This window comes from Chryseobacterium sp. GP-SGM7 (assembly GCF_049166575.1).
Lineage (GTDB): Bacteria > Bacteroidota > Bacteroidia > Flavobacteriales > Weeksellaceae > Chryseobacterium.
On record NZ_JBMHFF010000001.1, the window covers coordinates 807,078 to 829,677 of the forward strand.

Genomic DNA, 22,600 nt, shown 5'->3' on the forward strand with positions numbered 1-22,600 from the left:
AAAATTGCCTGTAAAAATACAGGCAATTTGAAATCATAATAATATATGTGTAGTGGTGTGATCTGTTAAATTCAATTACTATGCCGTACATATAATGTGTGGTATGTATTGCTGAAAATAATTTTCTTTCTTAATATATTCAACTAAATATTACGTTTATGTTACTAATCATAAACTTTTGTAATGATTAAGTCTACATTTACGGTGGACAAATCGCACAAGTGGAAATAAGGTTTCACTTTCATGAGATTTTGTTTATCAACTTATTACAATTTCAAATTTTTTATGGTAATTGACGAAGATATTCTTCTTGAAAATGGAGCGGAAATTAACGAATACAAAGCAGGACAAATTATTTTTTATGAAGGCTCAATGCCAAAATACTATTATCAAATCCGGTCTGGACTCGTAAAACTCAATACATATAGAGACGACGGCTCAGAATTTATTCACAGTCTTCCTTCGGCAGGACACTGTTTTTCAGAAACTTTTCTTCATTATGAAGTTCCATACTGTATTAACGCTGAGTGTCTCAACGATTCTATAATTATTAAGCAGGGAAAATCAGATTTTATGAAAATGCTTGATCGAAATAAAGATCTTATGCAGAATTTGCTTCGCCATAATGCCGAAAGAATGTTTTATCGACATAAAATGTTGACGACAATGTCTGTCAATGCGCCGTCTCACCGTATATATAAGGTACTTGAATTTCTGAAAGCTCATCACAAAATTACAGAACCATTTAAATTTGTTGTGCCTTTTTCGAGACAACAGATTGCAAATCTTACAGGCTTGAGGGTAGAAACGGTTATCAGAACGGTGAAAAAACTGGAACAGGAAAATTTAGTGAAAATCTGTGAAGGAAGAATTTGTCTTTAAAATAATCTTTCTATGACTGAACGCATAGAAAATGACTTGGTTGAACACTTAAATTTACAATAGCATAAAGATATATCATCCATATAGTTAGGCTTTATGTTAAAAAATGATTTCCCCCTGATTTTCAGAGGGAAATTTTTATTTTATTTTATCATAAATAAATTTGGTAACAATAGCTCCAAAAAGATAATAACCGACAGTCATTATTTTCTTTTTATTATTTTCTGCGACTGGTTCGTCATTTAAGCCCATTTTTTGTGGTAAAACTACAGCTCCGACTCCCGCTGCGATTCCGCTTGTGAAATTAAAACTGGTTGCCGTAGTTCCGTAATAAATGGCATTACTAATAATATCCCCGGCTAATGTTGCGGCGTACAGTTTATCCGGATCTGAAATTTCAAGAGCGGTAGAATCTGTCATTTTTTTTAACGCTTCTTCCCCAACTTCATTGATGTGAGGTACATTGTCAAAGTTTTTTCTTAAAATTTCGTGCAGAAGGTTGAGAGCGATGGCTCCTCCTAATCCTGCGAGCATTTTTTTAAGCATACTATTTATTTTTAAAGATTTGATAATTAATTTTTTTTGCTGACTGTTTATACTTAGTAATAGTTGTCATACATCCTTTACTGTTATCATTAAATGTTTTCACGGTAACTCAAGAATAATGTTTCTGTATATTTTTCGCAGCCAATTTTCTGTGTTGAGCAGCAATCTGATAATTAATACTGTATTTCATTCAAGAATAAGACCACTGTAGAAATCTATTTTCAACTTATGCAGTGATGTGGTATATTTTGTTTTGAATGATTTCAGCCCTATGATTGCGGTCATAACAGAAGTGAAATTTAAACGTCTATATTTGATTAAACCAATCAATATAAATTTTAAAATTATGAAAACTTATGTTCTTATAACAATGGTCGCAGGTGCACTTCTTATGAGTTGTTCTAAAGAAAAAACCGACCTTCAGACCAGTGATTCTACTGTTTCAAATACTTTGCGATCAGATACATCCATGGCTTTACCTCCTTCAGATTCAACAATTCAGAATGCTCCATTAAATGCTGAATCATCCACTATAACAAATGATTCTGCGGGAACTTCTGTAAATAGATAAAATTCTTTTGTAAAACAATTTTTTACTCAGCGCCTCATTTCATTCACTCATACTTTTATCTTGTTGATGAGGCGCATATTTTTTGAGGTTGAACTTAGTTTTCAATTTCTATATCATCATTTAAATATAATTATTAATATGGATAAGAACAGACCACAAAATGAAAAATTAGATCAGTTAAACTACTATAAAACTGATAATTCTGATGAAAAACTCACCACCAATCAAGGACTTAAAATTAATAACAATCAGGATTCTCTGAAAGACGGAGAACGTGGAGCTTCCCTTCTGGAAGATTTTATTTTAAGGGAAAAAATCACTCATTTCGACCATGAAAGAATTCCGGAAAGAATTGTTCACGCTCGTGGATCAGGAGCTCACGGGGTTTTTAAGCTTCACAAAAGCATGGAGAAATATACCTGCGCTAAATTTTTATCTGAAGCGGGAAAAGAAACACCTGTTTTTGTAAGATTTTCTACCGTTGCAGGAAGCAGAGGAAGTACAGATCTGGCAAGAGACGTGAGAGGTTTTGCGATTAAATTTTATACTGAAGAAGGAAATTATGACCTTGTGGGGAATAATATGCCTGTTTTTTTTATACAGGATGCGATGAAATTTCCTGATTTGGTTCATGCAGTAAAACCTGAACCCGATAACGAAATTCCTCAGGCTGCTTCCGCACATGATACTTTTTGGGATTTTATCTCATTAATGCCTGAAAGTATGCATATGATTATGTGGTTGATGAGCGACCGTGCAATTCCTAGAAGTTTACGTATGATGGAAGGTTTTGGTGTACATTCTTTCAGATTTATCAATAGTGAAGGCTCTTCTTTCTTTGTGAAATTTCATTTGAAACCCAAATTGGGAGTTCATTCTGTAGCCTGGCCGGAAGCTCAGAAAATTTCTGGAGCAGATCCCGATTTTCACCGAAGAGATCTTTGGGAAGCAATTGAAAACGGTGCTTTCCCGGAATGGGATCTTGGAGTACAGATTGTTCCCGAAGAAAACGAGCATGATTTTGATTTCGATCTTTTAGATCCTACTAAAATTATCCCTGAAGAATTGGTTCCTGTAGAGACTTTTGGAACTTTAACTTTAAATAGAAATCCGGATAACTTTTTTGCTGAAACAGAACAGATTGCATTTCATCCGGGACACATCGTTCCGGGAATCGATTTTACCAATGATCCGTTGTTGCAGGGAAGATTATTTTCTTATACCGATACACAGTTATCAAGATTAGGATCACCTAATTTCCATGAAATCCCTATCAACAGATCAGTTCAGACGGTTCACAACAATCAGCGCGACGGTCATATGAGACAGCAGATTGCGAAAGGAAAAGTAAGCTACGAACCCAATTCTATTGGCGGCGGTTGTCCGTTTCAGGCAATGATGAAAGATGGCGGATTTGCGTCTTACGGTGAAAAAATCAGCGGAAACAAGATCAGAGCAAGAAGTCAGTCTTTTGTAGACCACTATTCTCAGGCAAAATTATTCTACAGCAGTCAATCAGAGCCTGAAAAAACTCATCTTCAGAAAGCATTGATATTTGAACTGACAAAAGTTACCATTCATGCGATCAGAGAAAGAATGGTGGGACAGCTGAATTTTGTTAATAAAGAATTAGCTCAAATCGTTGCTGAAAAATTAGGTGTTGAAGTGAAAGCTCTCGAACAGCCGAATGGAAGTATCCCTGCAGATGCAGATCCTGCAACACTGCAAAGTGAGGAGCGTGAACCGAAAATTAAAGTTTCTGATGCTTTAAGCATGAAAAATACGGCTAAAAATTCAATAGAATCAAGAATAATTGCAGTGCTTGTAGCAGACGGATGCGACGGAAAAAGAGTGAGCGATTTTCTAGATAAGATTGAAAAAGAGGGTGGTGTTATACAGTTTGTTGCCCCGGAAATTGCTCCGGTAAAAGCGGACGACGGATCATTAATTGTTCCGCTGCATTCAATTTCTAGTACGATGAGTGTATGTTTTGATGCTGTTTATGTTGCACCGGGAGAAACTTCTTCGCAAAACTGGCTTCAACCGGACTATAAAAACAGTATAGTGGAGTTCGTCAATGAAGCATTCAGACATTGTAAAGCCATATTCTTTGATGAAAATACAAAGCCGATATTCGAGCAGACCGATATTTTTAAATTAAATCATAAAGATTATGCGGTCATTCTTGAGGAAAGTTCAAACGGAGATGAAAACTTTATCAAAGCTGTTGCTTCGCACAGAGCATGGGACTTTGAAAAACAGAGAAACGGAATTAAATAAAATACAACCAAATCACAAAATATAATTATTATGAAAGCAGCAGTTTTTCACGCACCGGGTAAAATTACCTGCGACACCGTCGACGATCCCATTATTCAGGATGAAAATGACATTATTTTAAAAGTAACTTCCACTGCAATCTGCGGAAGCGATCTTCACATGTATTCAGGCGGAATTCCACAACCCAGACCCATGGTAATGGGACATGAATTTATGGGAGAAATTGTAGAAACAGGAAGGAATATTACTCATTTGCATCAAGGCGATAGAGTAGTTGTTCCGTTTCCTGTTGCTTGCGGATGCTGTTATTTTTGCGAAAATGACCTTCCGGGAGGATGTGAAAATTCAAATATTGAAAATTATGGTCCGGAAGGAGGAATTTTAAGCGAAAAAGGGGGCGGAATGTTTGGTTATACCGATTTGTACGGAGGTTATAATGGCGGACAGGCACAGTACGTAAGAGTTCCTTATGCGAATTTTGGTCCGCGAAAAGTTCCTGATATTTTAACGGATGAACAGGCTTTGTTTCTAACAGATATATTTCCGACAGGCTATACCGGAGTAATGTGGGGTGAATTAAAAGGCGGAGAATCGGTAGCAATTTTTGGAGCGGGACCGGTTGGTTCTATGGCAGTTAAAAGTGCTATTCTTAAAAATGCAGGTAAAGTAATTATTGTTGATACTTTGCAATATCGTTTAGACCAGATTAAAAAATTGACAGGTTGCGAAACCATTTTGTGGGAAGATGCCGAAAGTACAGTTGAGAAAATCAGAGAAATGACGAATGGGAGAGGAGCCGATCTTTGTATTGATGCAGTAGGTTTTGAGCCTGAACGTAATTTTTTAGACCGAGCAAAAGCAGTTATCAATTTTGAAAAAGGTTCTATGAAAGTTCTTGAAGCTTGTATGAGTGCTGTAAGAAGAGGCGGAACAGTTTCTGTTTTAGGAGTGTATGCTGTGAATTATGATAATTTTAGGCTCGGACAGATTTTCGACAAAGGAATTATTCTAAGAGCCGGACAAGCACCTGTTCATGCGATTATCGACAAATTGATGAAACATGTTGAAAACGGAGAAGTAAGATTAGACGATATTATCACGCACCGACTATCCATAAACGACGTAGCAAAAGGCTATGAAATTTTTGATAAAAAACAGGATGGCTGTGTAAAGGTTGTTCTGGATCCTTGGATGTAAACGATTATTTTTAAAGCAAAAAATAAGTCATGTATAAAACTATGCATGACTTATTTTATGTTTAAATTTTAGATGAAATTTTCCGTACAACTGAAGGGTGGTTTATTAAATTAATAAAATTCAGGGATATATTTTAATCAAATAATTGTAGAATCCAATTATTTAACATATATTTGTAAAATAATAAAGCGCTTGTCGGTATAAATTTGAAATTAAAGTTAGCCTATTTTTAATTTTTACTAAAAGATTTTCGCAATTTTTGTCATTAATATTTTAGGTGCTCTACCTTTTAAGAAGTTTGATTTTCACTCTTAAATTCTATACATCCATAATTTTTTCAAAAGTTTATTATCGTTTTGATTTTGATCAAAGCAGTGGGATGATCCTGCAAAAAGAATACAATAATTTTTTAATACTTATACAATGCAACAAGGAACAGTAAAATTCTTTAACGAAACTAAAGGATTTGGTTTTATTACTCCATCAAATGGTGGACAAGAAGTTTTCGTACACACTTCAGGTTTGGTAGATAATATTCGTGAAAATGATGTCGTAACATTCGATTTACAAAATGGGAACAAAGGTGTTAATGCAGTAAACGTTAAAATAGCGTAACTACATTAATTTAAACACATATGATTAAGAAGAGCAGATAATTAATAAGTTTTCTGCTCTTTTTATTTCTAAAAAGTTTGTGATATTATTTAAAAATTCTACACAAGAAACATTAAAAAGAGACTTCATTATACATCAGATGAAGTCTCTTTATTTTTGTGAATCTATTAAAACTTTGATTATTTATAAATCTGATATAAATAATTTTAAAGTTATTGGTAAAAATGCAGAAAGTTTAAGCCTCAATAAACTCCAAAAGATCTTTATTGATCGTCGGAGCTTCCGTAGTCGGCATTCCGTGCGGGAAACCGGGATACGTCTTCAAAGTTCCGCTTTTCAACAATTTAATAGATTTCAAAGCCGCATTTTGGAAAGGAACAATTTGGTCATCTTCACCGTGCATTACCAAAACCGGGATTTCAGTTGCTTCTAAATCTCCTCTCTGGTCAGTTTCAGAAAACGCTTTGATGCCGTCATAATGAGCTACAATTCCGCCCATCATTCCCTGTCTCCACCAGTTTCTTTGTACGCCCTCTTTCACATCTGCACCTTCTCGGTTATAGCCATAAAAAGGGAAAGTCAAATCAATAAAAAACTGATTTCTGTTGTTCAAAGTCTGGTCTCTGATACCATCAAAAACAGACATCGGAACACCATCAGGATTTTCATCACTTGCCACCATAATTGGAGGTACTGCACTGATTAAAACTGCTTTTTTAGCTCTTCCGTTGGCATATTTGGCTACATAACGGATCACTTCGCCACCACCAGTTGAATGACCGATGTGAACGACATCTTTTAAGTCTAAAAATTCTACCAATTCTGCAGCATCAGAAGCATACTGGTCAATCGTGTGATTATAAATATCCTGGCTGGAACGTCCGTGACCTCTTCTATCATGCGTCACTACTCGGTAACCTCTTTGTAGAAAGAAAATCACCTGTGCATCCCAATCGTCAGAAGACAAAGGCCATCCGTGGTGAAACATCAAAACCGGTCCTTTTCCCTGATCTTTGTAAAAAATTTCTGTTCCGTCTTTTAAAGTAAGTGTGCTCATAATTTAATTTTGTTTACTTGATTAGTATTATGTTTTAATTCTTTAGCAAATGTAGGTTGGTAAAATCATTTTGACCTTGATGTAAGATAATATCGTTTGTTTTCGTTATTTTTTTATTTGTGCAGCTCTACTGTGAGCAATTTTTTCTTTTAATATTGCCTGTTTCAATTAAAATTGGAACAACTAACTGTATTCATAATAAATGAAGTGTTTTTTACCTTTTGGTTTCCAACATGAATGACTTCATGCTCATAGGTTTTATATTCTTTGTATTATAAAATATAATTAATAAATTTTTGAAATATTTTTTATTAAAGTAAAACATTGACGATACTGAAAATCATCAGTATTTTTTAGAAAAATAAGCATTAAAATGATATTTTTGATTTCTTAAACAACACTTTTAAAATTTAATAAGAGTATTAAATGAAAAAAATAGGCATCATCGGCTGCGGCTGGTTGGGAAATCATATTGCAGAACGATTATCAAATCAATACGAAATTTTTGCTACAAGCACCACAGAATCTAAAATTGAAGATTTACGATCAAAAGGGTATCACACAACGTTGGTGAGTTTTCATAACGAGCTTAATCCGGAAATGAGAGAGTGGGAAGCGGCAAAAGAACTGAATGCCATCATTATCAGCATGCCGTTTTCAGGGATCAGAGGTGTTCAAATTCCGATGAATGACAAACGCCAAAACCTGCTGAACTTCCTCGGAGATTTTAAAGGGCAGTTATTTCTCACAAGTTCGACAGGTGTTTATCCTGAGACAGAACAAGAATTTACAGAAGACGATCAACCTGCAAAAGGAGTGGAAAGTGAAAATTTTATTTTAGATAAATTCCCACAAACCAATATTTTGAGATTGGGCGGATTAATGGGAGATCAAAGACTTTTAAAGAATTATAATATTTCTAATCTGGATCAGTTGGTGAATCATATTCATTACGCAGATATTTGTTCTGTCATTCAAAAAATGCTGGATAAAAAGTCTGAATCTGAAGTTTACAATATTGTAGCACCAATTCATCCCAACAAAGAAGAGGTGATTAATGCTCAGAAAAATTTGCATTATGAGGGAACTAGAACAGCAGTCGGAAGAACAATTTCTTCTGCAAAATTAATTGAAAAATTAAATTTTGAGTTTCAATATCCAGATCCGAGGTATTTTCATTTGTAAATATTAGTTAAATTAGGAGAAAAATAAAATACATTATGAAATTAAATATTCCTCAACCTTGTCATGAAAACTGGGACGCAATGACATCTGATCAAAAAGGTAAGTTTTGTCAGGTTTGTAATAAATCAGTCAGAGATTTTACTCATTGTTCTGATGAAGAAATATATGAAGAAATCAAATCTAATTTTAATATTTGTGGAAACTTTAAAGATGACCAATTAAATAGAAATATAGCATTATCCGTTTTCGGGAGATTTGCGTTGGGTCTGGTTGCAAGTGTGAGCTTTTCAAATACAATTGATGCACAGGAATTAAAAACTGATGAAGAAATAAAGAAAATCGATTTAAAAAAAGGTTTTAGTGGTTTTCGTAAAGTGAATGATACAATTGGTCTATCTGGTTGGTTGGGAATGCCATCTAAAGAAGATATAGAATCTACGCAACCAAAAATATTTTTAGACGGGTTTAGAATTTCTGAAGATAAAATGAAAAAATTAAATCAAGAAAATATAGAATCGGTTAAAGTACTCGATGAAAAATCGGCAAGAGCGATTTATGGTGATAATGCGAGATTTGGAGCGGTAGTTATTACTTCAAAAAAGAAGAAAAAAAGTAAAAATTAAGATTATTAAATATTTTAAACTGTCTGCCGACAATTTGTTTACTTTAGTTTGAATAAATGATTAAATTTGTCTCATAAAATTATACTTAAATTAATAATATTATGATAGCAGAAATAGAAAAATATATAGAGATTCAGAATAATATTGATGAGATTCTGAAAAACTCACCTTTCAAAATGTCATATATTATTGAAAAATCAGGAATTAAAAAACCTACATTTTTCAAAAAATTAAAGGAGAAAAGATTTACCCCGGAAGAGCTTTTAGTTATTTCAAAAACTATTGAACCTAAAGTATGGAAAAATGAAACCAAAGAGGAAATTCTGGAATCTTTAAAACGTTCTGAAGAGGATTTTCGAAATGGACGTACACATGACTATAAAGATGTGATGCAAGCGGCAAGGCTACGATTAGAAAAGTATAAAGATGGAAATTAAGTTTTCGGATGAATCGCTTTCTGATTTAAGAAATATTGAAGAATATCTGCTCAAAAAATGGAACACAAAAGTTTTTGAAGATTTTCTAACGAAATTAGATGAAATAGTTGACATAATCTGTGAAGGAAATGTTGTTTTTAACAGATACGAAGACACAAAATATCACAAAGTTTTGATAACGAAACATAATTCTCTCATTTACTTCATTGAATATGATATATTAGTTATCATCCGTATTCTTCAAAACTTCCAAAACCCTGATGAAAACTATCAATCCGTAAATGATTAAATCTGTATTTTCTAAGCTAAAACTTTTTTTAGCCATCAGTTTTTTGCTGTTGATATTTTCATACAGTCTGCAGGATTTATCCTTGATTTATCCCACTTATTTTCCAAAGCCTGTTTATGATTTCAATAAAAATCCGTTGGAGTCTTCAACAGTACAGCTAGGAAGAAAACTGTTTTATGATCCTGTCTTATCAAGAAATAATACCATTTCATGCTCAACTTGTCATTTGTCGAATCAGGCTTTTTCTCATGCAGGAAATCATTTAAGCAAAGGTATTGAAGACGGAATTGGTGACAGAAATTCTCCAGCAATTTTTAATCTGGCTTGGCAAAAAACATTTATGTGGGACGGTTCGGTTATCAATATCGATGTTCAGGCTTTAGCGCCGATCAATCATCCGAAAGAAATGGGCGAAGATATTAATGTTGCTGTAAGAAGACTTAATCAATCTAAAGAATATAAAGCGCTTTTTTACAAGAGTTTTGGTGACAGTTTGGCGACTTCTGAGCGTTTGATGAAAGCACTTTCACAATTTCAGCTGACGATTGTATCGGCTCATTCAAAATATGATAAAGTAAAGCTGGGAAAAGCAAAATTTACTCAATCTGAAAAAAATGGGTATCAATTATTTAAGCAAAACTGCAGTTCATGTCATCAAGAACCCTTGTTTTCAACGTATGAATTTGCCAATAACGGACTATCTTATAATTCCGAACTAAAAGATTACGGAAAATGGAACAAAACGTTTGAGTCTTCCGATAAAATGATGTTTAAAATTCCAAGTTTGCGAAATCTTGCTTATACTTATCCTTACATGCATGACGGCAGATTTAAAACATTATATGAAGTTTTAGATCATTATGAAAATGGAATTGAAAAAAGTGCGACTTTGTCTAAACAACTACAAAAACCCATTGTGCTTAATCCAAAAGAAAAGGAAGATTTGCTGGCGTTTCTGGCTGCTTTGAATGATTCTGTTTTGGTTTCTGATCTGAAATATAGAAAACTAAAATAAGTAAATTTTCAAATCAGGTTTCAAACTTATTTATTCACTAAAATATTTTCAATCGACTCTAAAATTTCCTTTTCTACACTATCTTCATTAAGGGTTTCAAGTGTATAAAACTGTTCTTTCATTGCTGCACTTCCGGTTCCGTTTTGGAAAATTGTGTCCTGATGCACGCTGATTCTTTTTAAATTTTTATCAGCAATAAACATGATGTGCGGAAACTTATCATTTGTATAAAAATTAGAATCTACATTTCTTGAAATCTGAAGCTTGATATTGGTTTGAGAATTGATTCCTAAGCCGGTTTTATTTTCATCGCTGAATGTTATTTTACATCCAAAATCATTCTGTCTGAGCATTCTTCTGAATTCCTGCATTTTAGGATCAATAAAGTTTTTGCACAATGTTTTAAAACCTTCAATAAACAGATCGTCTTCGCTTTTCTTTTTTTCCAGACTTTCTTTGCGTTTCTGCTCCTCTGTTTTTAAGTTTGAAAACAGACCGTTTAACTTATTGATACTTTCTTCTTTCATTTAATTGTATTTTTCTCTCCAACTTTTTTATCCTGATTGAATATTTCAAATATAAATAAAATCATAAAAAATTATCTCTTGCTTTTCGAAAGAAATTGATTTTAGTAAAAATCATGATGTGTTTTTGGAATAGATTTACCTGATTTTGGATCTGATTTTTCGAATAAATAGTGATTATTTGATGATAACTTAATTTATTTCTGACATTCATATTGTTATTTATGTAACTCCCTAAATTAATTACAAGTTTGTTCAGGAAAAATTTTAAATTGGAATCATTCTTGACTTCACAACATCAAAATATACATTATGAAAGCAGACACCATCAAAACAATCGCAAAATACGGTCTCGGAGCTATGCTTATAACAGCAGGAATCGGTCACCTTACTTTTGCAAGAAAAGAATTTCAGGCACAGGTTCCGAATTGGGTTCCACTCGACAAAGATGATACCGTTGTGTATTCAGGAATTGCAGAAATTGCTTTAGGATCGACGATTATTGCGACTCCCAAAAAGTATGAATCCATTGTTGGTAAAATTTCAGGAGCATTTTTTACGGCAGTTTTTCCGGGAAATATTGCCCAATATAAAAACAACAGAAACAGTTTCGGACTCAATACCGACGGGAAAAGATTAGCAAGATTATTTATGCAGCCTTTACTGGTTTTCTGGGCAGTGAAATCAACAGAAAAATAGAATCAAACTCAGCGCAATGCTGAGTTTTTTGGTTTAAATAATAATCAATTCCAACCTTTTTATCAAATAAAACATCTTTAAACAAAAAGATACGATGAAAATTACGATAAAAAAACCCTGTCATGAAAATTGGGAAGCAATGACTCAACATGAAAAAGGTAGATTCTGTTCGGTTTGCTCAAAAACAGTCAGAGATTTTACCAATGATTCTGATGATAAGATTGTAGAAATCTTATCTAAATCCGAATCAAAGAATATCTGCGGAAATTTTTACCATTCGCAACTCAATAGAAATATGAATTATTCATTTATCAACGCTCTATTTTCAAAGTTTGCCGTTGGTTTTATATTAACTGCAGGAGGAATTGTTTCTTTACATGCTCAGGAAAAAGATTCAGTAAAAATCTCAGCTCTTTCAGAAATTCAGGGTAAGCTGATTAGTGTATCATCAGATTCTCAAAATGTAACTGCATCAACAAGAGGTATGCCTTCATCAATTTATGACAGCAGTGAGCCGATTTGGTTGGTTGACGGAAAAATTACTGATGCCAAAAATATTAAAGATTTTGATGTAAAGAAGATTAAAAAAATAGATATATTGAAAGGAGTACAAGCTATTGCAATCTATGGAAGTAAAGCAAAAAACGGAGTGATTTTAGTAACAATGAAAAAAAGATTCAGAGATAAAAAGTAGAATTCAATTTTTACCAATGAATCGATTTATTTAATTTTAATAATCATTAAAATACCCTTTAAATAGAACAAATCTATTACTCGTTTCTTTTAAAAACGAATTTTTAGGTCTAACTTTATTCTTTCAAATTTCAAAACTATTAAAATCGAATAATTTATGAGTTTATCTAATGAATCGTCATTTCGTGATCTGTTCAAATCAGAAAATGAAATTCCTGAAGAATATAAAGTTCCCGAAATCCATCAAAGAGAATATCTTCTTAACGGAGAATTGGTAAAGTGGAATGGTGATGTAACCGAAATTTATTCGCCAGTTTGCATTAAAACAGAAAACGGTCTAGAACGAAAACTGTTGGGAAGCATTCCCAATATCAGTCCGAAAGAAGCAATGGATGTTTTAGATGCATCGGTAAAAGCTTACAATAACGGATTGGGAGAGTGGCCGACAATGTCTGTGGAAGGAAGAATTAAATGTATGCAGAAATTTGTGTACTTAATGATCAAAGAGCGTGATTTGGTAATCAGATTACTGATGTGGGAAATCGGGAAAACTTTGGCAGATTCCACAAAAGAATTCGACAGAACGGTAGATTATATCAACCAGACAATCGATGCGCTGAAAGATTTAGACAGAGAATCTTCATGTTTCCAACAGGCGGAAGGAACAATTGCACAAATCAGAAGAGCTCCGCTTGGCGTTGTTTTGAGTATGGGACCATTTAATTATCCTTTAAACGAGATTTTCACAACATTGATTCCTGCTTTAATTATGGGAAACACAATTTTGTTTAAACTTCCAAAACATGGTGTTTTAGCGCATTATCCTTTATTAAAAGCATTTAAAGAAGCCTTTCCGAAAGGAACGGTAAATACTTTATACGGAAAGGGTTCGGAAATTATCACCCCAATCATGGAAAGCGGGAAAGTAAATGTTTTGGCATTTATTGGTTCGAGTAAAGTCGCAAATGGATTAAAAAAGCTGCATCCGAAAGTTAACCGTCTGAGAGCGATTTTAAGTTTAGATGCAAAAAATGCAGCCATCGTTACTAAAAATGCTAATCTCGACATCGCTGTAAGCGAAATTATTCTAGGAGCACTTTCTTTCAACGGACAAAGATGTACCGCTCTGAAATTAATTTTCGTACAAAAAAATGTTGCGGAAGAGTTTATTCAAAAATTAACAGCTGCAGTTTCAGCTTTAAAACCTGGTCTTCCGTGGGAAAAAGATGTGAAAATAACTCCGCTTCCGGAAGTCAATAAACCATTATATTTGAAAGAATACATTAATGATGCTTTGTCGAAAGGTTCAAAAGTTCTTAATGAAAATGGCGGATTTACAGAAGAATCTTTTGTTTTCCCGGCAGTTGTTTATCCTGTAAATAGTGAAATGAAACTGTATAACGAAGAACAGTTTGGTCCTGTAATTCCTGTTGTTCCGTTTGATGATATTGAAGAACCTATCGATTATCAGGTAAATGCCGATCACGGAATGCAGGTAAGTATTTTCAGTGAAGATGCAACTGAAGTTTCACAATTGATTGATCCTTTTGTGAATCTGGTAAGCCGTGTAAATATCAATTGTCAGGCTCAGAGAGGACCCGATGTTTTCCCTTTTACAGGAAGAAAAGACAGTGCAGAAGGAACGCTTTCTGTTTTTGATGCACTACGTTCGTTCTCGATTCGTTCTTTAGTGGCAACAAAAATTACAGATTCCAATAAAGAATTGCTGAATACGATTGTAAGAGACCATGATTCTAATTTCCTGAGTACGGATTATATTTTTTAATCTGAAATCTGTTTTTAAGCTAAAATCATCGTTCATTTTATTATTTAGTAAAAATCAAAACTGCTTTGTTTTCAGTATGTTGAGATTCTTTCAGAATGACAGATAAACCGTTAAAACAACTTATTACTTCATTGATAATTAAAAATATAAACCCGCAATAAAAATTATTGCGGGTTTCTGATTATTAAATCAGATCTATTGAAAAAAGACTTTAATTATTAGTCAAAAACTTTGTAAGAATTTGATTCAATTGTTCTGCATGAGTAACATTTAATCCGTGTGGAGCACCTTCAACAGTAACAAAATCGTTGTCTGCAATTCCTTTAGCAGCCTGTTGTCCGGAAGTTTCTATCGGAACAATTTGGTCATTGTCGCCATGGACGATCAGCGTTTTTACATTTACATTTGCCAATTCTGGTCGGAAATCTGTATTTGCCCAGCTTTCTGCACATTTTATTGTAGCAATTGGTGATGCGCAAGATGCAATACTCCAGTCATAATTCAATTGTGCCTGACTCACTTTTTGTGATAATAGTCCGTAATTGTAAAAGTTTTTATGGAAAGTTTCCAGGAAGGTTACTCTATCAGTTTTTAGACTGTTTAAAATTCCATATAATTCTTCTTCAGCAACTCCATCCGGATTGTCATCTTTTTGTTTTACCAAAGGAATGATGGAAGAAATTAATGCTACTTTATCCACGTTTTCAGAGCCGTAATTTGTTAGATAACGAACTACTTCGCCACCACCCATTGAAAATCCGAAAAGAATAACATTTTTTAATTCTAATTGAGTAATGAGTTCATGTAAATCTGCGGTTAAAGAATCATAATCATAGCCATCTGAAGACGGAGCAGATTTTCCGAAACCTTTTCTGTCGTAAGAAATAACTCTGTACCCTAAATCTAAAAGTACAGGAACCTGTAATTCCCAGGATTTTCCACTTAAAGGCCATCCGTGAATTAAAATAATCGGTTGTCCGGAACCGAAATCTTCGTAGTAAAGTTCAAAATCTTTGTTTTCTTGTTTTGTAATGTAAGGCATATTGATATTTTTTTGTGATGTACTGAATAAACACAATTTTTGAGCCACCACAAGTGTGAAATAAAGATGTGGTATCTGTTTTTTAATTAATTTTAAATATCTTAAAAAAATTGTAACAAATATTTTAATGTGATACTAACTCTACAGAGCGGAACAAAAAAATGACCTTACAACAGGAATTTATAAACAAAATCGAAAAGCATAAAGGAATCATTTTTAAGATTTCTAAAATGTATATGGACGATAAAGACGATCGTGACGATTTGTTTCAGGAAATTACATATCAGGTTTGGAAGGCATACCCGAAATTCAAAGGAGAAAGTGAATTTTCAACCTGGTTGTACCGAATTGCATTAAATACGGCAATTATTTTCCTGAAATCTGAGAAGAAAAGAAGTTTTATTGCCAACGAAGATTTTTCTAATTATAAAATTGTTCAGGACGAATATGATTTGGAAAAAGAAGAAAAGCTGGCAGAAATGTACAAAGCCATTAATCAGCTAAACCCGATCGATAAAGCATTTATCTTTTATTATCTCGAAGACTTTTCAGGAAAAGAGATTTCCGAACAAATGGGTATTTCAGAAGGAAACGTAAGAGTAAAAATGAACCGCGCCAAAAATAAACTGAAAGAAATTTTAAGTAATAAACAGTAAAATAGGTTAGAAGCCGGAAGGTTGAAACTTGAAGACTTCCAACACCCATCTTCCAACTTCCAGCCAAGAATTAAAAACAAACATTATGAATATAGATGACCTAAAAAATACATGGAATGAAGATGTTTCTGATGAAACACCGGAAATTTCAACAGAGCAGTCGCAAAAAATTAATCTTCCTTTAGAAAAAATCAGAAAAAATATGAGAATGGAATTCTGGTCGACAATAGGAATATTGCTTTTCGGATTTGCCGTCGTGTGGATTCCTTTTCCTGACGCACCATTATTTAAGTTTAAATTTTATTTAACGGTTCTGCTTTTTTCAATGGTAATCGTAGTCTCTTTTTTCTTCAGTAAGTTTTTTAAACTGTACAAAGAAATTAGCAGTCCGATGATGAAAACATATGAGTCTTTGCAGGATTTACTTTTTCAATTTAAATTAAATGAACAATATTATCTTTCATTTATACTTTCGTTTGTTCCGTTTTTGGTCTGTGAAATGATTATTGTGATTGAATTTATTCCGCATCCAAAACCGTTAAGTGATCTGCGAATTGCAACGATATTGATTTCTGCAGTGGCAATAGGTCTTTTCGGATTGTTTTTATTAGGTAAATATTGGTATAAAAGCTTTTATGGAAAATATGTCAGTCAGATTGAGAATCTTCTGAGCAAACTTAAAAAATAGTTTGAAAATATTTCGGCGGACTGGGAAGTTCGTCGATTATTTTTTGACTAATATTATTGTGTATAATAAGCCGGAAATTCCCGAAGAATAGAATAAAAATCACGCCATTCAAAATATCTCGGACTTACACTGTTCACATCTTCAAATCCTTTTTCTTCAAATAATTTTTTAGTTCTTGTCACATGAAAATACTGCGATACAACAATGATACTTTTAAAAGAATATTTCTTCTGAATTTCTAAAGTGTTTTCGACACTCAATCTTGTGTTATCTCCTTTATTATCAACAGTAATTACAGAATCAGGAATGTTTTTGCTGATGAGATATTCTTTCATTTTCGAACCTTCATAAAATCCTTCTTTTCCCAAACCGCCACTTACAATCAATTTTTTTACTCGATGATTTCGGTACAGGTCGACTGCAGTTTCAAGACGTTTTTCAAGTCTTTCAGATAAAGTTCCATCCTCATTCACTTTATTACCAAGTATTACTGCAACATCGGCAATTGTTCCTTTATCTGATAAGCCATCAGAAACAATGTACACAGAATGAATAATAAACCATACGAAGATGATAAAACAAATAATTTTTAAACCTTTAATGATATGTTTCATTTAATTTAATCGTGAATTTTATTGGCTTTCAATTTCTGAATATCAGTTTTCACCCAATCAAGTTCCAAATCTTTTTTATCAATAATGTCCTGCATACTTTCCTCAATTTCTACATCTGGAACAACACCTTTCTGAGTGTTTTCAAAAGTAATATTGGGCTGAACCAAGAGCAATCCGATCGGTAAATCTATTTTGGAATTTGGAAGTTTCTGGTAAGAGTAAAATCCTGCAACCGTTCCGTCGTTTGCACCGCCTGTTTCTTCACCAACTAAAGTTACACGCTTATCAAATTTTAATTTAGATGAAATTATCGATGATGCCGAAAAACTACCGCCATTAATTAAAACATAAACCTTTCCTTTAAAAACATCATCTTTTGGCTTCGTCGGTTTGCTTTCTTTCATTTTGTAATAGGCAATACCGTCTTTTCCTTTGTAAACATTTAATGTTTGATATAAAAAATATCCGGGATAAGCCAAAGTTTTAAGCGTGTATTCGAGAGGATTTGATTTTCTGAAATAATTCGTTTTTAAAGGTGTATTTCTTGAAGCCAATTGCGAAGGTTTAATCAAAACAAACGGTTCCGGAGCTAAATAAGAATACAGTTGGTTGATTTCATACAATGAGCCACCGTAATTTTCACGGATGTCAATGATGAGGTAAGAGGATTCTGCATTTTTGATTTTTGCAAAAGATTCTTTATAAAATTTATTGGCGAACGTTCTGGAGAAACTTTTAATTTTTATGTAGGCAATTGTACTGTCTTTATCAAGAAATTTAAAATTCCTGTTGTAAGAACTTGTTGAAGCAACATAATCATTCAGTTTTTTTTCAGGAGTACGTTTTTTCTCGGCTTTATCTTTTTCAAGATCTTTTTTATCCTTTGTTTCACGCTTTAAAGTGAGAATTTGTTTTTCGTTTTTGTAAAGCGTTTCGATTTTTGCACTGTCCATGATTCCTTTCTCGGCAACAAAAAAATTAAAAAAAACGTCTTTTAAATAATGATTATAAAAAGTTTCATTGTAACCATCACTGCTGATCAGCTCACGATATTTTTTCATGTAATCTGAAACCGGAACATCATTAATGCTCAAAAGTTCAGTTCCCGGTTGTATATTTTGAATGGAATCTTTGTTTTCAATAAAATACAAATGATTATCTTCTGCATAATATTCAAACCTTCCGAAAAGACCTTTTTTGTTTTTTAAAGCTTTAATTTCTCTCTTTGAAAATCTTTTCGCAGGAATCTTCAACGATAAATGTCCTTCACGGATTTTCGCAACAATTGGCTGTAATTTAAAATAAAATTGAGTGGAAGTTAAAGGTGTATTGATCGTCATTTTTAAACTGTCAAACTTAAAATCGAGTTCTTTTTTTGAAATATACCAATTCAGATTGGGATGCAATTCCTGTAGTTTTCGGTAAACGAAATCAACATCTTCACGAAGTTTCTCAGGCTGAATCAAACTTAATCTTTGTTCGTTATACTTTTTCACAGGGTTACATGAAAAAACCGAAAGAACAAATAAAATGGATAAAAAATATTTCAAGGTTTTAGCTTTTTGATAAGCAAATTTAATTTTTTTTAAATGTATGATGCTAATTTCAGCGGTCATTTTGTTATTTCGTAGAAATCTCAACAGGTGGAAAATAATGTAGTTTAGATTTTTTCAGAATGATAAAAAAACTGTTGAAAACTAAGTTATTAATAATTACGGACATTGATAAAGAATTTTTAATATAATTTGGATTTTATTAGATGATTTTTTTAAACCTCAAAAGAAATAAAAGATTTGATTTCCCGAAGTTCTTCAAAAGCGTACAAAACTATATAATTTGAGATTTCTATGTTTTGAAAGCTTGTAGATTTCTATTTTCAAAATTATTCTTTACCTCTTTTGCGGTTAACTTAGTTTAAAAAATTAAAATATAAAAAAGTAAAATTCATTTTTATGCGTCATTGATGAAAGAGTATCAAACTTAAAGAAAGTTTTTTACATTTGAATCTTAAATTTTTACAATGATTTATTTTATCATATTGGTTGCGGTTATTGCAATTGTGGCATATTCAGTGCTTTCACAGGAAGTTTTTGGAGCAGAACCGAAAGGAGAACGTCTGGAAAGAATTTTGAAATCTAAGAATTATAAAGATAAACAATTTCAAAATCAAAGTTTTACGCCGCAAATTGCGGAAGGTTTTTCGATGCCAAAAGTAATGGTTAATTTTTTATTTGGTAAAAAAGATCCTTTGCTGAAGCCTTTACAGAGCATCCCGAATGTTCAAACCAACCTGAAAAATCTTCTTGAAAATGAAGATGTCTTTATCTGGATGGGACATTCTTCTTATTTCATAAAAATTGATGGAATTTCTTTTCTGATTGATCCTGTTTTAAGCACTTTTGGCGCGCCTTTTAAGTTTTTTAATAAAGCTTTTGATGGTTCAGATTTATTTAAGCCTCAAGATATTCCGAATATTGATTATCTGGTTATTACGCATGACCATTACGATCATTTGGATTTTCCGACCGTAAAATCAATCCGTGAAAAGGTTGGAAAAGTTATTATGCCTTTAGGAGTTGGTGCGCATTTCGAAAAATGGGGATATTCTCCGGAAAAGCTGATTGAGGAAGATTGGGAAACAACGGTTAAGCTGAAAAATAATTTTAAAATTACTTACACACCTGCAAGACATTTTTCAGGACGAAAATTCAATAGAAATAATACGTTATGGACGTCTTATGTTTTAGAAACTCCTACAAAAAAACTGTTTTTAGGTGGAGACAGCGGTTACGACACCCATTTTAAAACCATCGGCGAAAAATACGGACCTTTTGATTACGCCATAATGGAAAACGGGCAGTACAACGCAGCCTGGAAATACATTCACGCTTTGCCGGAAGATGTGGTTCAGGCGAGTGTAGATATTCAGGCAAATAATATTATTCCGGTACATTCCGGGAAGTTTGCTCTGGCTTTACATCCTTGGAATGAGCCTCTGCAAAAAGTTACGGCTTTAGGAAAGGAGAAAAATCTTCATATTCTCACTCCTAAAATCGGTGAAAAACTATATTTAAGTAAAACAGATCAACAGTTTCAAAATTGGTGGGAATAATTTAGTCATGCCAAATTCCCTTATATCTTTTAGGATGATTTTCTAATTGTTGTCTTACAAAATCACATTCGGGATCAATCATTAAATCTTTCTCTTCAGCATAATTAACTAACTTATCTAATAGTAATTTGGCGTAACCGTGACCTTCAAGATCTTCATCAATTTTTGTATAATAAACATTGAGCAGTCTTCCGTCAACAGAAATCGACATATAACCAACTTTTTTATCATCAATTAATAATTGTAATTCATCCTGATAAGGGGTGATTTCAAACTTTATATTTTCCATAATACTGATGTCTTTTGGTGAAACTCTTCCTTAAAAATACAAATTTTTATAATATGAACAGATTATTCATTTTAATCTTCAGCAATTTATATTGATTTAAAATTGAGATAACGATGATAATTTCTTTCAGTTTCTTGTTCAAGCGTATCATATAATTTCTTTGAAATAATCTTCATTTACTTTTTAACAAATTTTATCACCATTGATATATAATTTGGCATCTGTATTGAAATTCTTGAAATACAATATTTAAAATTGATTAAAATGAAAAAAATATTAATAACAGCATTATTCATTGGAACTTTTAGTTTAGGATATGCGCAGTCAGCTTATTATGATGATTACAGAAGAAGTGTGACCGATGTAAACTGGCAAACCGTGGTTTCAGATTTGTTACTTTCTGCAACACAAGCCAATCAATTAAATTCGCTGAACGACAAATACACCGATTATGATGGCTGGAACAGAGTATATGCAAACAATCCCGATCGATGGTCTACTGACCGTTATGGTGAATTGGAAAGAATAATGGGTCGTGAAAAGTATGCAAAATTCAAAAGTAAATATTATAAAGGACAAAATCCTGTAGCAGTATATAACCGAAACAAAAACAACGATAAGAGATACAAACACATGGATAAAAAAGTAAAAGTGCATAAAGCAAAGCACGGAAACCGACACCATTGAATCAATTATCAACAAAAATTCAATTTTTAAATGGCTGATCGAAAGATTGGTCATTTTTTATTTTATCAATTCTTATTATTTTACAGTTTTATATCTGTTTGAATTTTATAATTTTGAATTATGGAATCAAGAGAAACAGTAAAAGGTTTTTATGAGCGTAATGCGCTTAACAGAGATTTACAGTGCATTAAAACTCCCGGAGTAGGGCATTTTAATGTATTTTCACGAGAGAATTGTTCATCAATTACGCCTTACAGCAGGAGAGATTATTATAAAATTTCATTAATTATAGGAAAAGGCAGGCTGCATTATGCAGATAAATGGGTTCGTGTGGATAAGCCTGCTTTATTGTTTTCAAATCCTGCTGTTCCATATTCGTGGGAAGCTGATAATGAAGATCAGAAAGGGTTTTTCTGCCTTTTTACCGACCATTTCTTATTTGATGGAAACCGTTTGGGAATGTTACAGGAATCACCGCTTTTCAGAGTTGGCGGAACTCCGATTTTCTTTATTGACGAAGAACAGCAGAATACTGTTGCAGATATTTTTATTAAAATGATGACCGAAATCCAGTCGGATTATTTACATAAATATGATATGTTGCGGGCTTATCTTCATCTTTTGATCCATGAAACGATGAAAATGCGTCCTGTAGAGAATTTTGAACATTATCAGAATGCTTCGCAAAGAGTAGCGTCATTATTTATGGAATTATTAGAAAGACAATTCCCGATTGACAGTCCTGAAAGTTTTTTAAGATTAAAAAGCCCGGTAGATTACGCTGAAAATCTGTCTATCCATGTTAATTCTTTAAACCGTTCTGTGAAAGAGATTACAGGAAAAACAACAAGTCAGCAGATTACCTCAAGAATCATTCATGAAGCTTATGAATTGTTGAGACACACAGACTGGAATATTGCTGAGATAGCCTACGGTTTAGGTTTTGAAGAACCAGCCTATTTTACCAATTATTTCAAAAAACAAACAGGAGTGACTCCCAATGCAGTAAGAACTTCTGTTGTTTGAATTTTATAATTCTTCGTTTGAATTCTATATTACAGACGGCGGGTTTCAAGTATAACTTTGCACTATAAATTTTAAATCACAATTATC

Annotated in this window: 25 protein-coding genes; 18 read left to right on the plus strand and 7 right to left on the minus strand. The window is 32.9% G+C overall.

The features are described 5' to 3' along the window. Window positions 1-285 precede the first annotated feature (285 nt). Window positions 286-882 carry a Crp/Fnr family transcriptional regulator gene (locus ACOOWA_RS03620; protein ID WP_421373267.1) on the plus strand — a complete coding sequence of 199 codons (597 nt, stop codon included), beginning with the start codon at window positions 286-288 and terminating at the stop codon, window positions 880-882. 138 nt (window positions 883-1,020) lie between these two features. Here the strand turns inward: ACOOWA_RS03620 and ACOOWA_RS03625 are convergent, their stop codons facing one another. Continuing rightward, the gene (locus ACOOWA_RS03625) at window positions 1,021-1,428 is read right to left on the minus strand and encodes a hypothetical protein (protein WP_421373269.1); all 408 of its coding nucleotides are present in this window, start codon (window positions 1,426-1,428) and stop codon (window positions 1,021-1,023) included. Between the two features lie 346 nt (window positions 1,429-1,774). Here ACOOWA_RS03625 and ACOOWA_RS03630 point away from each other — a divergent pair, with 346 nt between their 5' ends. The 4 genes from ACOOWA_RS03630 to ACOOWA_RS03645 all read left to right on the plus strand — a co-directional run bounded on the left by ACOOWA_RS03630 (window position 1,775) and on the right by ACOOWA_RS03645 (window position 6,091). Beyond that, window positions 1,775-1,999 (plus strand): hypothetical protein, encoded by a 225-nt coding sequence (locus ACOOWA_RS03630; RefSeq protein WP_421373270.1) that lies wholly within the window; start codon window positions 1,775-1,777, stop codon window positions 1,997-1,999. Between the two features lie 138 nt (window positions 2,000-2,137). Continuing rightward, window positions 2,138-4,279 (plus strand): catalase, encoded by a 2,142-nt coding sequence (locus ACOOWA_RS03635; protein ID WP_421373272.1) that lies wholly within the window; start codon window positions 2,138-2,140, stop codon window positions 4,277-4,279. Window positions 4,280-4,309: 30 nt separating this feature from the next. Further along, complete coding sequence (locus tag ACOOWA_RS03640; RefSeq protein WP_421373273.1) at window positions 4,310-5,476, plus strand: zinc-dependent alcohol dehydrogenase; 1,167 nt, start codon at window positions 4,310-4,312, stop codon at window positions 5,474-5,476. 423 nt (window positions 5,477-5,899) lie between these two features. After that, the gene (locus ACOOWA_RS03645; protein WP_421373274.1) at window positions 5,900-6,091 is read left to right on the plus strand and encodes a cold-shock protein; all 192 of its coding nucleotides are present in this window, start codon (window positions 5,900-5,902) and stop codon (window positions 6,089-6,091) included. Between the two features lie 235 nt (window positions 6,092-6,326). Here the strand turns inward: ACOOWA_RS03645 and ACOOWA_RS03650 are convergent, their stop codons facing one another. Continuing rightward, window positions 6,327-7,148, minus strand: coding sequence for an alpha/beta fold hydrolase (locus ACOOWA_RS03650; RefSeq protein ID WP_421373276.1), 822 nt, complete (start codon window positions 7,146-7,148; stop codon window positions 6,327-6,329). 426 nt (window positions 7,149-7,574) lie between these two features. Between ACOOWA_RS03650 and ACOOWA_RS03655 the strand changes: the two genes are divergently transcribed. The 5 genes from ACOOWA_RS03655 (at window position 7,575) to ACOOWA_RS03675 (ending at window position 10,697) form a co-directional block, all read left to right on the plus strand. Then, window positions 7,575-8,333 carry an NAD(P)-binding domain-containing protein gene (locus ACOOWA_RS03655; RefSeq protein WP_421373277.1) on the plus strand — a complete coding sequence of 253 codons (759 nt, stop codon included), beginning with the start codon at window positions 7,575-7,577 and terminating at the stop codon, window positions 8,331-8,333. A gap of 35 nt (window positions 8,334-8,368) precedes the next feature. Then, complete coding sequence (locus ACOOWA_RS03660) at window positions 8,369-8,956, plus strand: hypothetical protein (protein WP_421373278.1); 588 nt, start codon at window positions 8,369-8,371, stop codon at window positions 8,954-8,956. Between the two features lie 101 nt (window positions 8,957-9,057). Then, window positions 9,058-9,393, plus strand: coding sequence for a hypothetical protein (locus tag ACOOWA_RS03665; protein WP_421373279.1), 336 nt, complete (start codon window positions 9,058-9,060; stop codon window positions 9,391-9,393). Next, complete coding sequence (locus tag ACOOWA_RS03670) at window positions 9,383-9,682, plus strand: type II toxin-antitoxin system RelE/ParE family toxin (RefSeq protein WP_421373280.1); 300 nt, start codon at window positions 9,383-9,385, stop codon at window positions 9,680-9,682. Before ACOOWA_RS03665 ends, ACOOWA_RS03670 begins: the two co-directional genes overlap by 11 nt. Continuing rightward, complete coding sequence (locus ACOOWA_RS03675) at window positions 9,675-10,697, plus strand: cytochrome-c peroxidase (RefSeq protein WP_421373281.1); 1,023 nt, start codon at window positions 9,675-9,677, stop codon at window positions 10,695-10,697. The genes ACOOWA_RS03670 and ACOOWA_RS03675 overlap by 8 nt, the downstream gene beginning before the upstream one ends. A gap of 26 nt (window positions 10,698-10,723) precedes the next feature. Here ACOOWA_RS03675 and ACOOWA_RS03680 read toward each other — a convergent pair whose 3' ends face one another. Further along, window positions 10,724-11,224 carry a hypothetical protein gene (locus tag ACOOWA_RS03680; protein ID WP_421373283.1) on the minus strand — a complete coding sequence of 167 codons (501 nt, stop codon included), beginning with the start codon at window positions 11,222-11,224 and terminating at the stop codon, window positions 10,724-10,726. A gap of 309 nt (window positions 11,225-11,533) precedes the next feature. Between ACOOWA_RS03680 and ACOOWA_RS03685 the strand changes: the two genes are divergently transcribed. From ACOOWA_RS03685 to ACOOWA_RS03695, 3 genes are all read left to right on the plus strand, one after another. Then, entirely contained in the window at window positions 11,534-11,920 is a 387-nt protein-coding gene (locus tag ACOOWA_RS03685; protein ID WP_421373285.1) for a hypothetical protein, read from the plus strand. 94 nt (window positions 11,921-12,014) lie between these two features. Beyond that, window positions 12,015-12,614: a TonB-dependent receptor plug domain-containing protein gene (locus tag ACOOWA_RS03690; RefSeq protein ID WP_421373286.1), complete on the plus strand. Its 600-nt coding sequence runs from the start codon at window positions 12,015-12,017 to the stop codon at window positions 12,612-12,614. Between the two features lie 156 nt (window positions 12,615-12,770). Next, on the plus strand, window positions 12,771-14,399 hold the full coding sequence (locus tag ACOOWA_RS03695; protein WP_421373287.1) for an NADP-dependent glyceraldehyde-3-phosphate dehydrogenase: 1,629 nt from the start codon (window positions 12,771-12,773) through the stop codon (window positions 14,397-14,399). Between the two features lie 211 nt (window positions 14,400-14,610). On the opposite strand, the gene ACOOWA_RS03700 is transcribed toward ACOOWA_RS03695, so the two are convergent. Continuing rightward, entirely contained in the window at window positions 14,611-15,441 is an 831-nt protein-coding gene (locus ACOOWA_RS03700; protein ID WP_421373289.1) for an alpha/beta fold hydrolase, read from the minus strand. 161 nt (window positions 15,442-15,602) lie between these two features. On the opposite strand from ACOOWA_RS03700, the gene ACOOWA_RS03705 reads away from it, so the two are divergent. Together ACOOWA_RS03705 and ACOOWA_RS03710 are read left to right on the plus strand one after the other, a co-directional pair. Beyond that, entirely contained in the window at window positions 15,603-16,097 is a 495-nt protein-coding gene (locus tag ACOOWA_RS03705; protein ID WP_421373290.1) for an RNA polymerase sigma factor, read from the plus strand. Between the two features lie 85 nt (window positions 16,098-16,182). Next, complete coding sequence (locus ACOOWA_RS03710; RefSeq protein WP_421373292.1) at window positions 16,183-16,785, plus strand: hypothetical protein; 603 nt, start codon at window positions 16,183-16,185, stop codon at window positions 16,783-16,785. Window positions 16,786-16,838: 53 nt separating this feature from the next. On the opposite strand, the gene ACOOWA_RS03715 is transcribed toward ACOOWA_RS03710, so the two are convergent. Together ACOOWA_RS03715 and ACOOWA_RS03720 are read right to left on the minus strand one after the other, a co-directional pair. Further along, window positions 16,839-17,399: a YdcF family protein gene (locus ACOOWA_RS03715; RefSeq protein ID WP_421373293.1), complete on the minus strand. Its 561-nt coding sequence runs from the start codon at window positions 17,397-17,399 to the stop codon at window positions 16,839-16,841. A gap of 5 nt (window positions 17,400-17,404) precedes the next feature. Beyond that, window positions 17,405-18,895 carry a S41 family peptidase gene (locus tag ACOOWA_RS03720; RefSeq protein ID WP_421373294.1) on the minus strand — a complete coding sequence of 497 codons (1,491 nt, stop codon included), beginning with the start codon at window positions 18,893-18,895 and terminating at the stop codon, window positions 17,405-17,407. 524 nt (window positions 18,896-19,419) lie between these two features. On the opposite strand from ACOOWA_RS03720, the gene ACOOWA_RS03725 reads away from it, so the two are divergent. Further along, a complete protein-coding gene (locus ACOOWA_RS03725) occupies window positions 19,420-20,511 on the plus strand; it encodes an MBL fold metallo-hydrolase (protein WP_421373296.1) in 1,092 nt (363 codons plus the stop codon). 1 nt (window position 20,512) lies between these two features. Here ACOOWA_RS03725 and ACOOWA_RS03730 read toward each other — a convergent pair whose 3' ends face one another. Beyond that, the gene (locus tag ACOOWA_RS03730; protein ID WP_421373297.1) at window positions 20,513-20,800 is read right to left on the minus strand and encodes a GNAT family N-acetyltransferase; all 288 of its coding nucleotides are present in this window, start codon (window positions 20,798-20,800) and stop codon (window positions 20,513-20,515) included. Between the two features lie 264 nt (window positions 20,801-21,064). Here ACOOWA_RS03730 and ACOOWA_RS03735 point away from each other — a divergent pair, with 264 nt between their 5' ends. Both ACOOWA_RS03735 and ACOOWA_RS03740 read left to right on the plus strand, forming a co-directional pair. Then, complete coding sequence (locus tag ACOOWA_RS03735; RefSeq protein ID WP_421373299.1) at window positions 21,065-21,487, plus strand: hypothetical protein; 423 nt, start codon at window positions 21,065-21,067, stop codon at window positions 21,485-21,487. Between the two features lie 120 nt (window positions 21,488-21,607). Further along, on the plus strand, window positions 21,608-22,513 hold the full coding sequence (locus tag ACOOWA_RS03740; protein ID WP_421373300.1) for a helix-turn-helix domain-containing protein: 906 nt from the start codon (window positions 21,608-21,610) through the stop codon (window positions 22,511-22,513). The last annotated feature ends 87 nt before the right edge of the window (window positions 22,514-22,600 follow it).

What these genes read in the sequence shown, in the direction of transcription:
- ACOOWA_RS03675 (WP_421373281.1), top strand. Translation starts at nt 9,675, where the DNA reads ATGATTAAATCTGTATTTTCTAAGCTAAAACTTTTTTTAGCCATCAGT.
- ACOOWA_RS03665 (WP_421373279.1), top strand. Translation starts at nt 9,058, where the DNA reads ATGATAGCAGAAATAGAAAAATATATAGAGATTCAGAATAATATTGAT.
- ACOOWA_RS03655 (WP_421373277.1), top strand. Translation starts at nt 7,575, where the DNA reads ATGAAAAAAATAGGCATCATCGGCTGCGGCTGGTTGGGAAATCATATT.
- ACOOWA_RS03690 (WP_421373286.1), top strand. Translation starts at nt 12,015, where the DNA reads ATGAAAATTACGATAAAAAAACCCTGTCATGAAAATTGGGAAGCAATG.
- ACOOWA_RS03710 (WP_421373292.1), top strand. Translation starts at nt 16,183, where the DNA reads ATGAATATAGATGACCTAAAAAATACATGGAATGAAGATGTTTCTGAT.
- ACOOWA_RS03625 (WP_421373269.1), bottom strand. Translation starts at nt 1,428, where the DNA reads ATGCTTAAAAAAATGCTCGCAGGATTAGGAGGAGCCATCGCTCTCAAC.
- ACOOWA_RS03740 (WP_421373300.1), top strand. Translation starts at nt 21,608, where the DNA reads ATGGAATCAAGAGAAACAGTAAAAGGTTTTTATGAGCGTAATGCGCTT.
- ACOOWA_RS03640 (WP_421373273.1), top strand. Translation starts at nt 4,310, where the DNA reads ATGAAAGCAGCAGTTTTTCACGCACCGGGTAAAATTACCTGCGACACC.
- ACOOWA_RS03700 (WP_421373289.1), bottom strand. Translation starts at nt 15,441, where the DNA reads ATGCCTTACATTACAAAACAAGAAAACAAAGATTTTGAACTTTACTAC.
- ACOOWA_RS03695 (WP_421373287.1), top strand. Translation starts at nt 12,771, where the DNA reads ATGAGTTTATCTAATGAATCGTCATTTCGTGATCTGTTCAAATCAGAA.
- ACOOWA_RS03645 (WP_421373274.1), top strand. Translation starts at nt 5,900, where the DNA reads ATGCAACAAGGAACAGTAAAATTCTTTAACGAAACTAAAGGATTTGGT.
- ACOOWA_RS03735 (WP_421373299.1), top strand. Translation starts at nt 21,065, where the DNA reads ATGAAAAAAATATTAATAACAGCATTATTCATTGGAACTTTTAGTTTA.
- ACOOWA_RS03685 (WP_421373285.1), top strand. Translation starts at nt 11,534, where the DNA reads ATGAAAGCAGACACCATCAAAACAATCGCAAAATACGGTCTCGGAGCT.
- ACOOWA_RS03705 (WP_421373290.1), top strand. Translation starts at nt 15,603, where the DNA reads ATGACCTTACAACAGGAATTTATAAACAAAATCGAAAAGCATAAAGGA.
- ACOOWA_RS03620 (WP_421373267.1), top strand. Translation starts at nt 286, where the DNA reads ATGGTAATTGACGAAGATATTCTTCTTGAAAATGGAGCGGAAATTAAC.
- ACOOWA_RS03715 (WP_421373293.1), bottom strand. Translation starts at nt 17,399, where the DNA reads ATGAAACATATCATTAAAGGTTTAAAAATTATTTGTTTTATCATCTTC.
- ACOOWA_RS03730 (WP_421373297.1), bottom strand. Translation starts at nt 20,800, where the DNA reads ATGGAAAATATAAAGTTTGAAATCACCCCTTATCAGGATGAATTACAA.
- ACOOWA_RS03670 (WP_421373280.1), top strand. Translation starts at nt 9,383, where the DNA reads ATGGAAATTAAGTTTTCGGATGAATCGCTTTCTGATTTAAGAAATATT.
- ACOOWA_RS03660 (WP_421373278.1), top strand. Translation starts at nt 8,369, where the DNA reads ATGAAATTAAATATTCCTCAACCTTGTCATGAAAACTGGGACGCAATG.
- ACOOWA_RS03680 (WP_421373283.1), bottom strand. Translation starts at nt 11,224, where the DNA reads ATGAAAGAAGAAAGTATCAATAAGTTAAACGGTCTGTTTTCAAACTTA.
- ACOOWA_RS03635 (WP_421373272.1), top strand. Translation starts at nt 2,138, where the DNA reads ATGGATAAGAACAGACCACAAAATGAAAAATTAGATCAGTTAAACTAC.
- ACOOWA_RS03725 (WP_421373296.1), top strand. Translation starts at nt 19,420, where the DNA reads ATGATTTATTTTATCATATTGGTTGCGGTTATTGCAATTGTGGCATAT.
- ACOOWA_RS03630 (WP_421373270.1), top strand. Translation starts at nt 1,775, where the DNA reads ATGAAAACTTATGTTCTTATAACAATGGTCGCAGGTGCACTTCTTATG.
- ACOOWA_RS03650 (WP_421373276.1), bottom strand. Translation starts at nt 7,148, where the DNA reads ATGAGCACACTTACTTTAAAAGACGGAACAGAAATTTTTTACAAAGAT.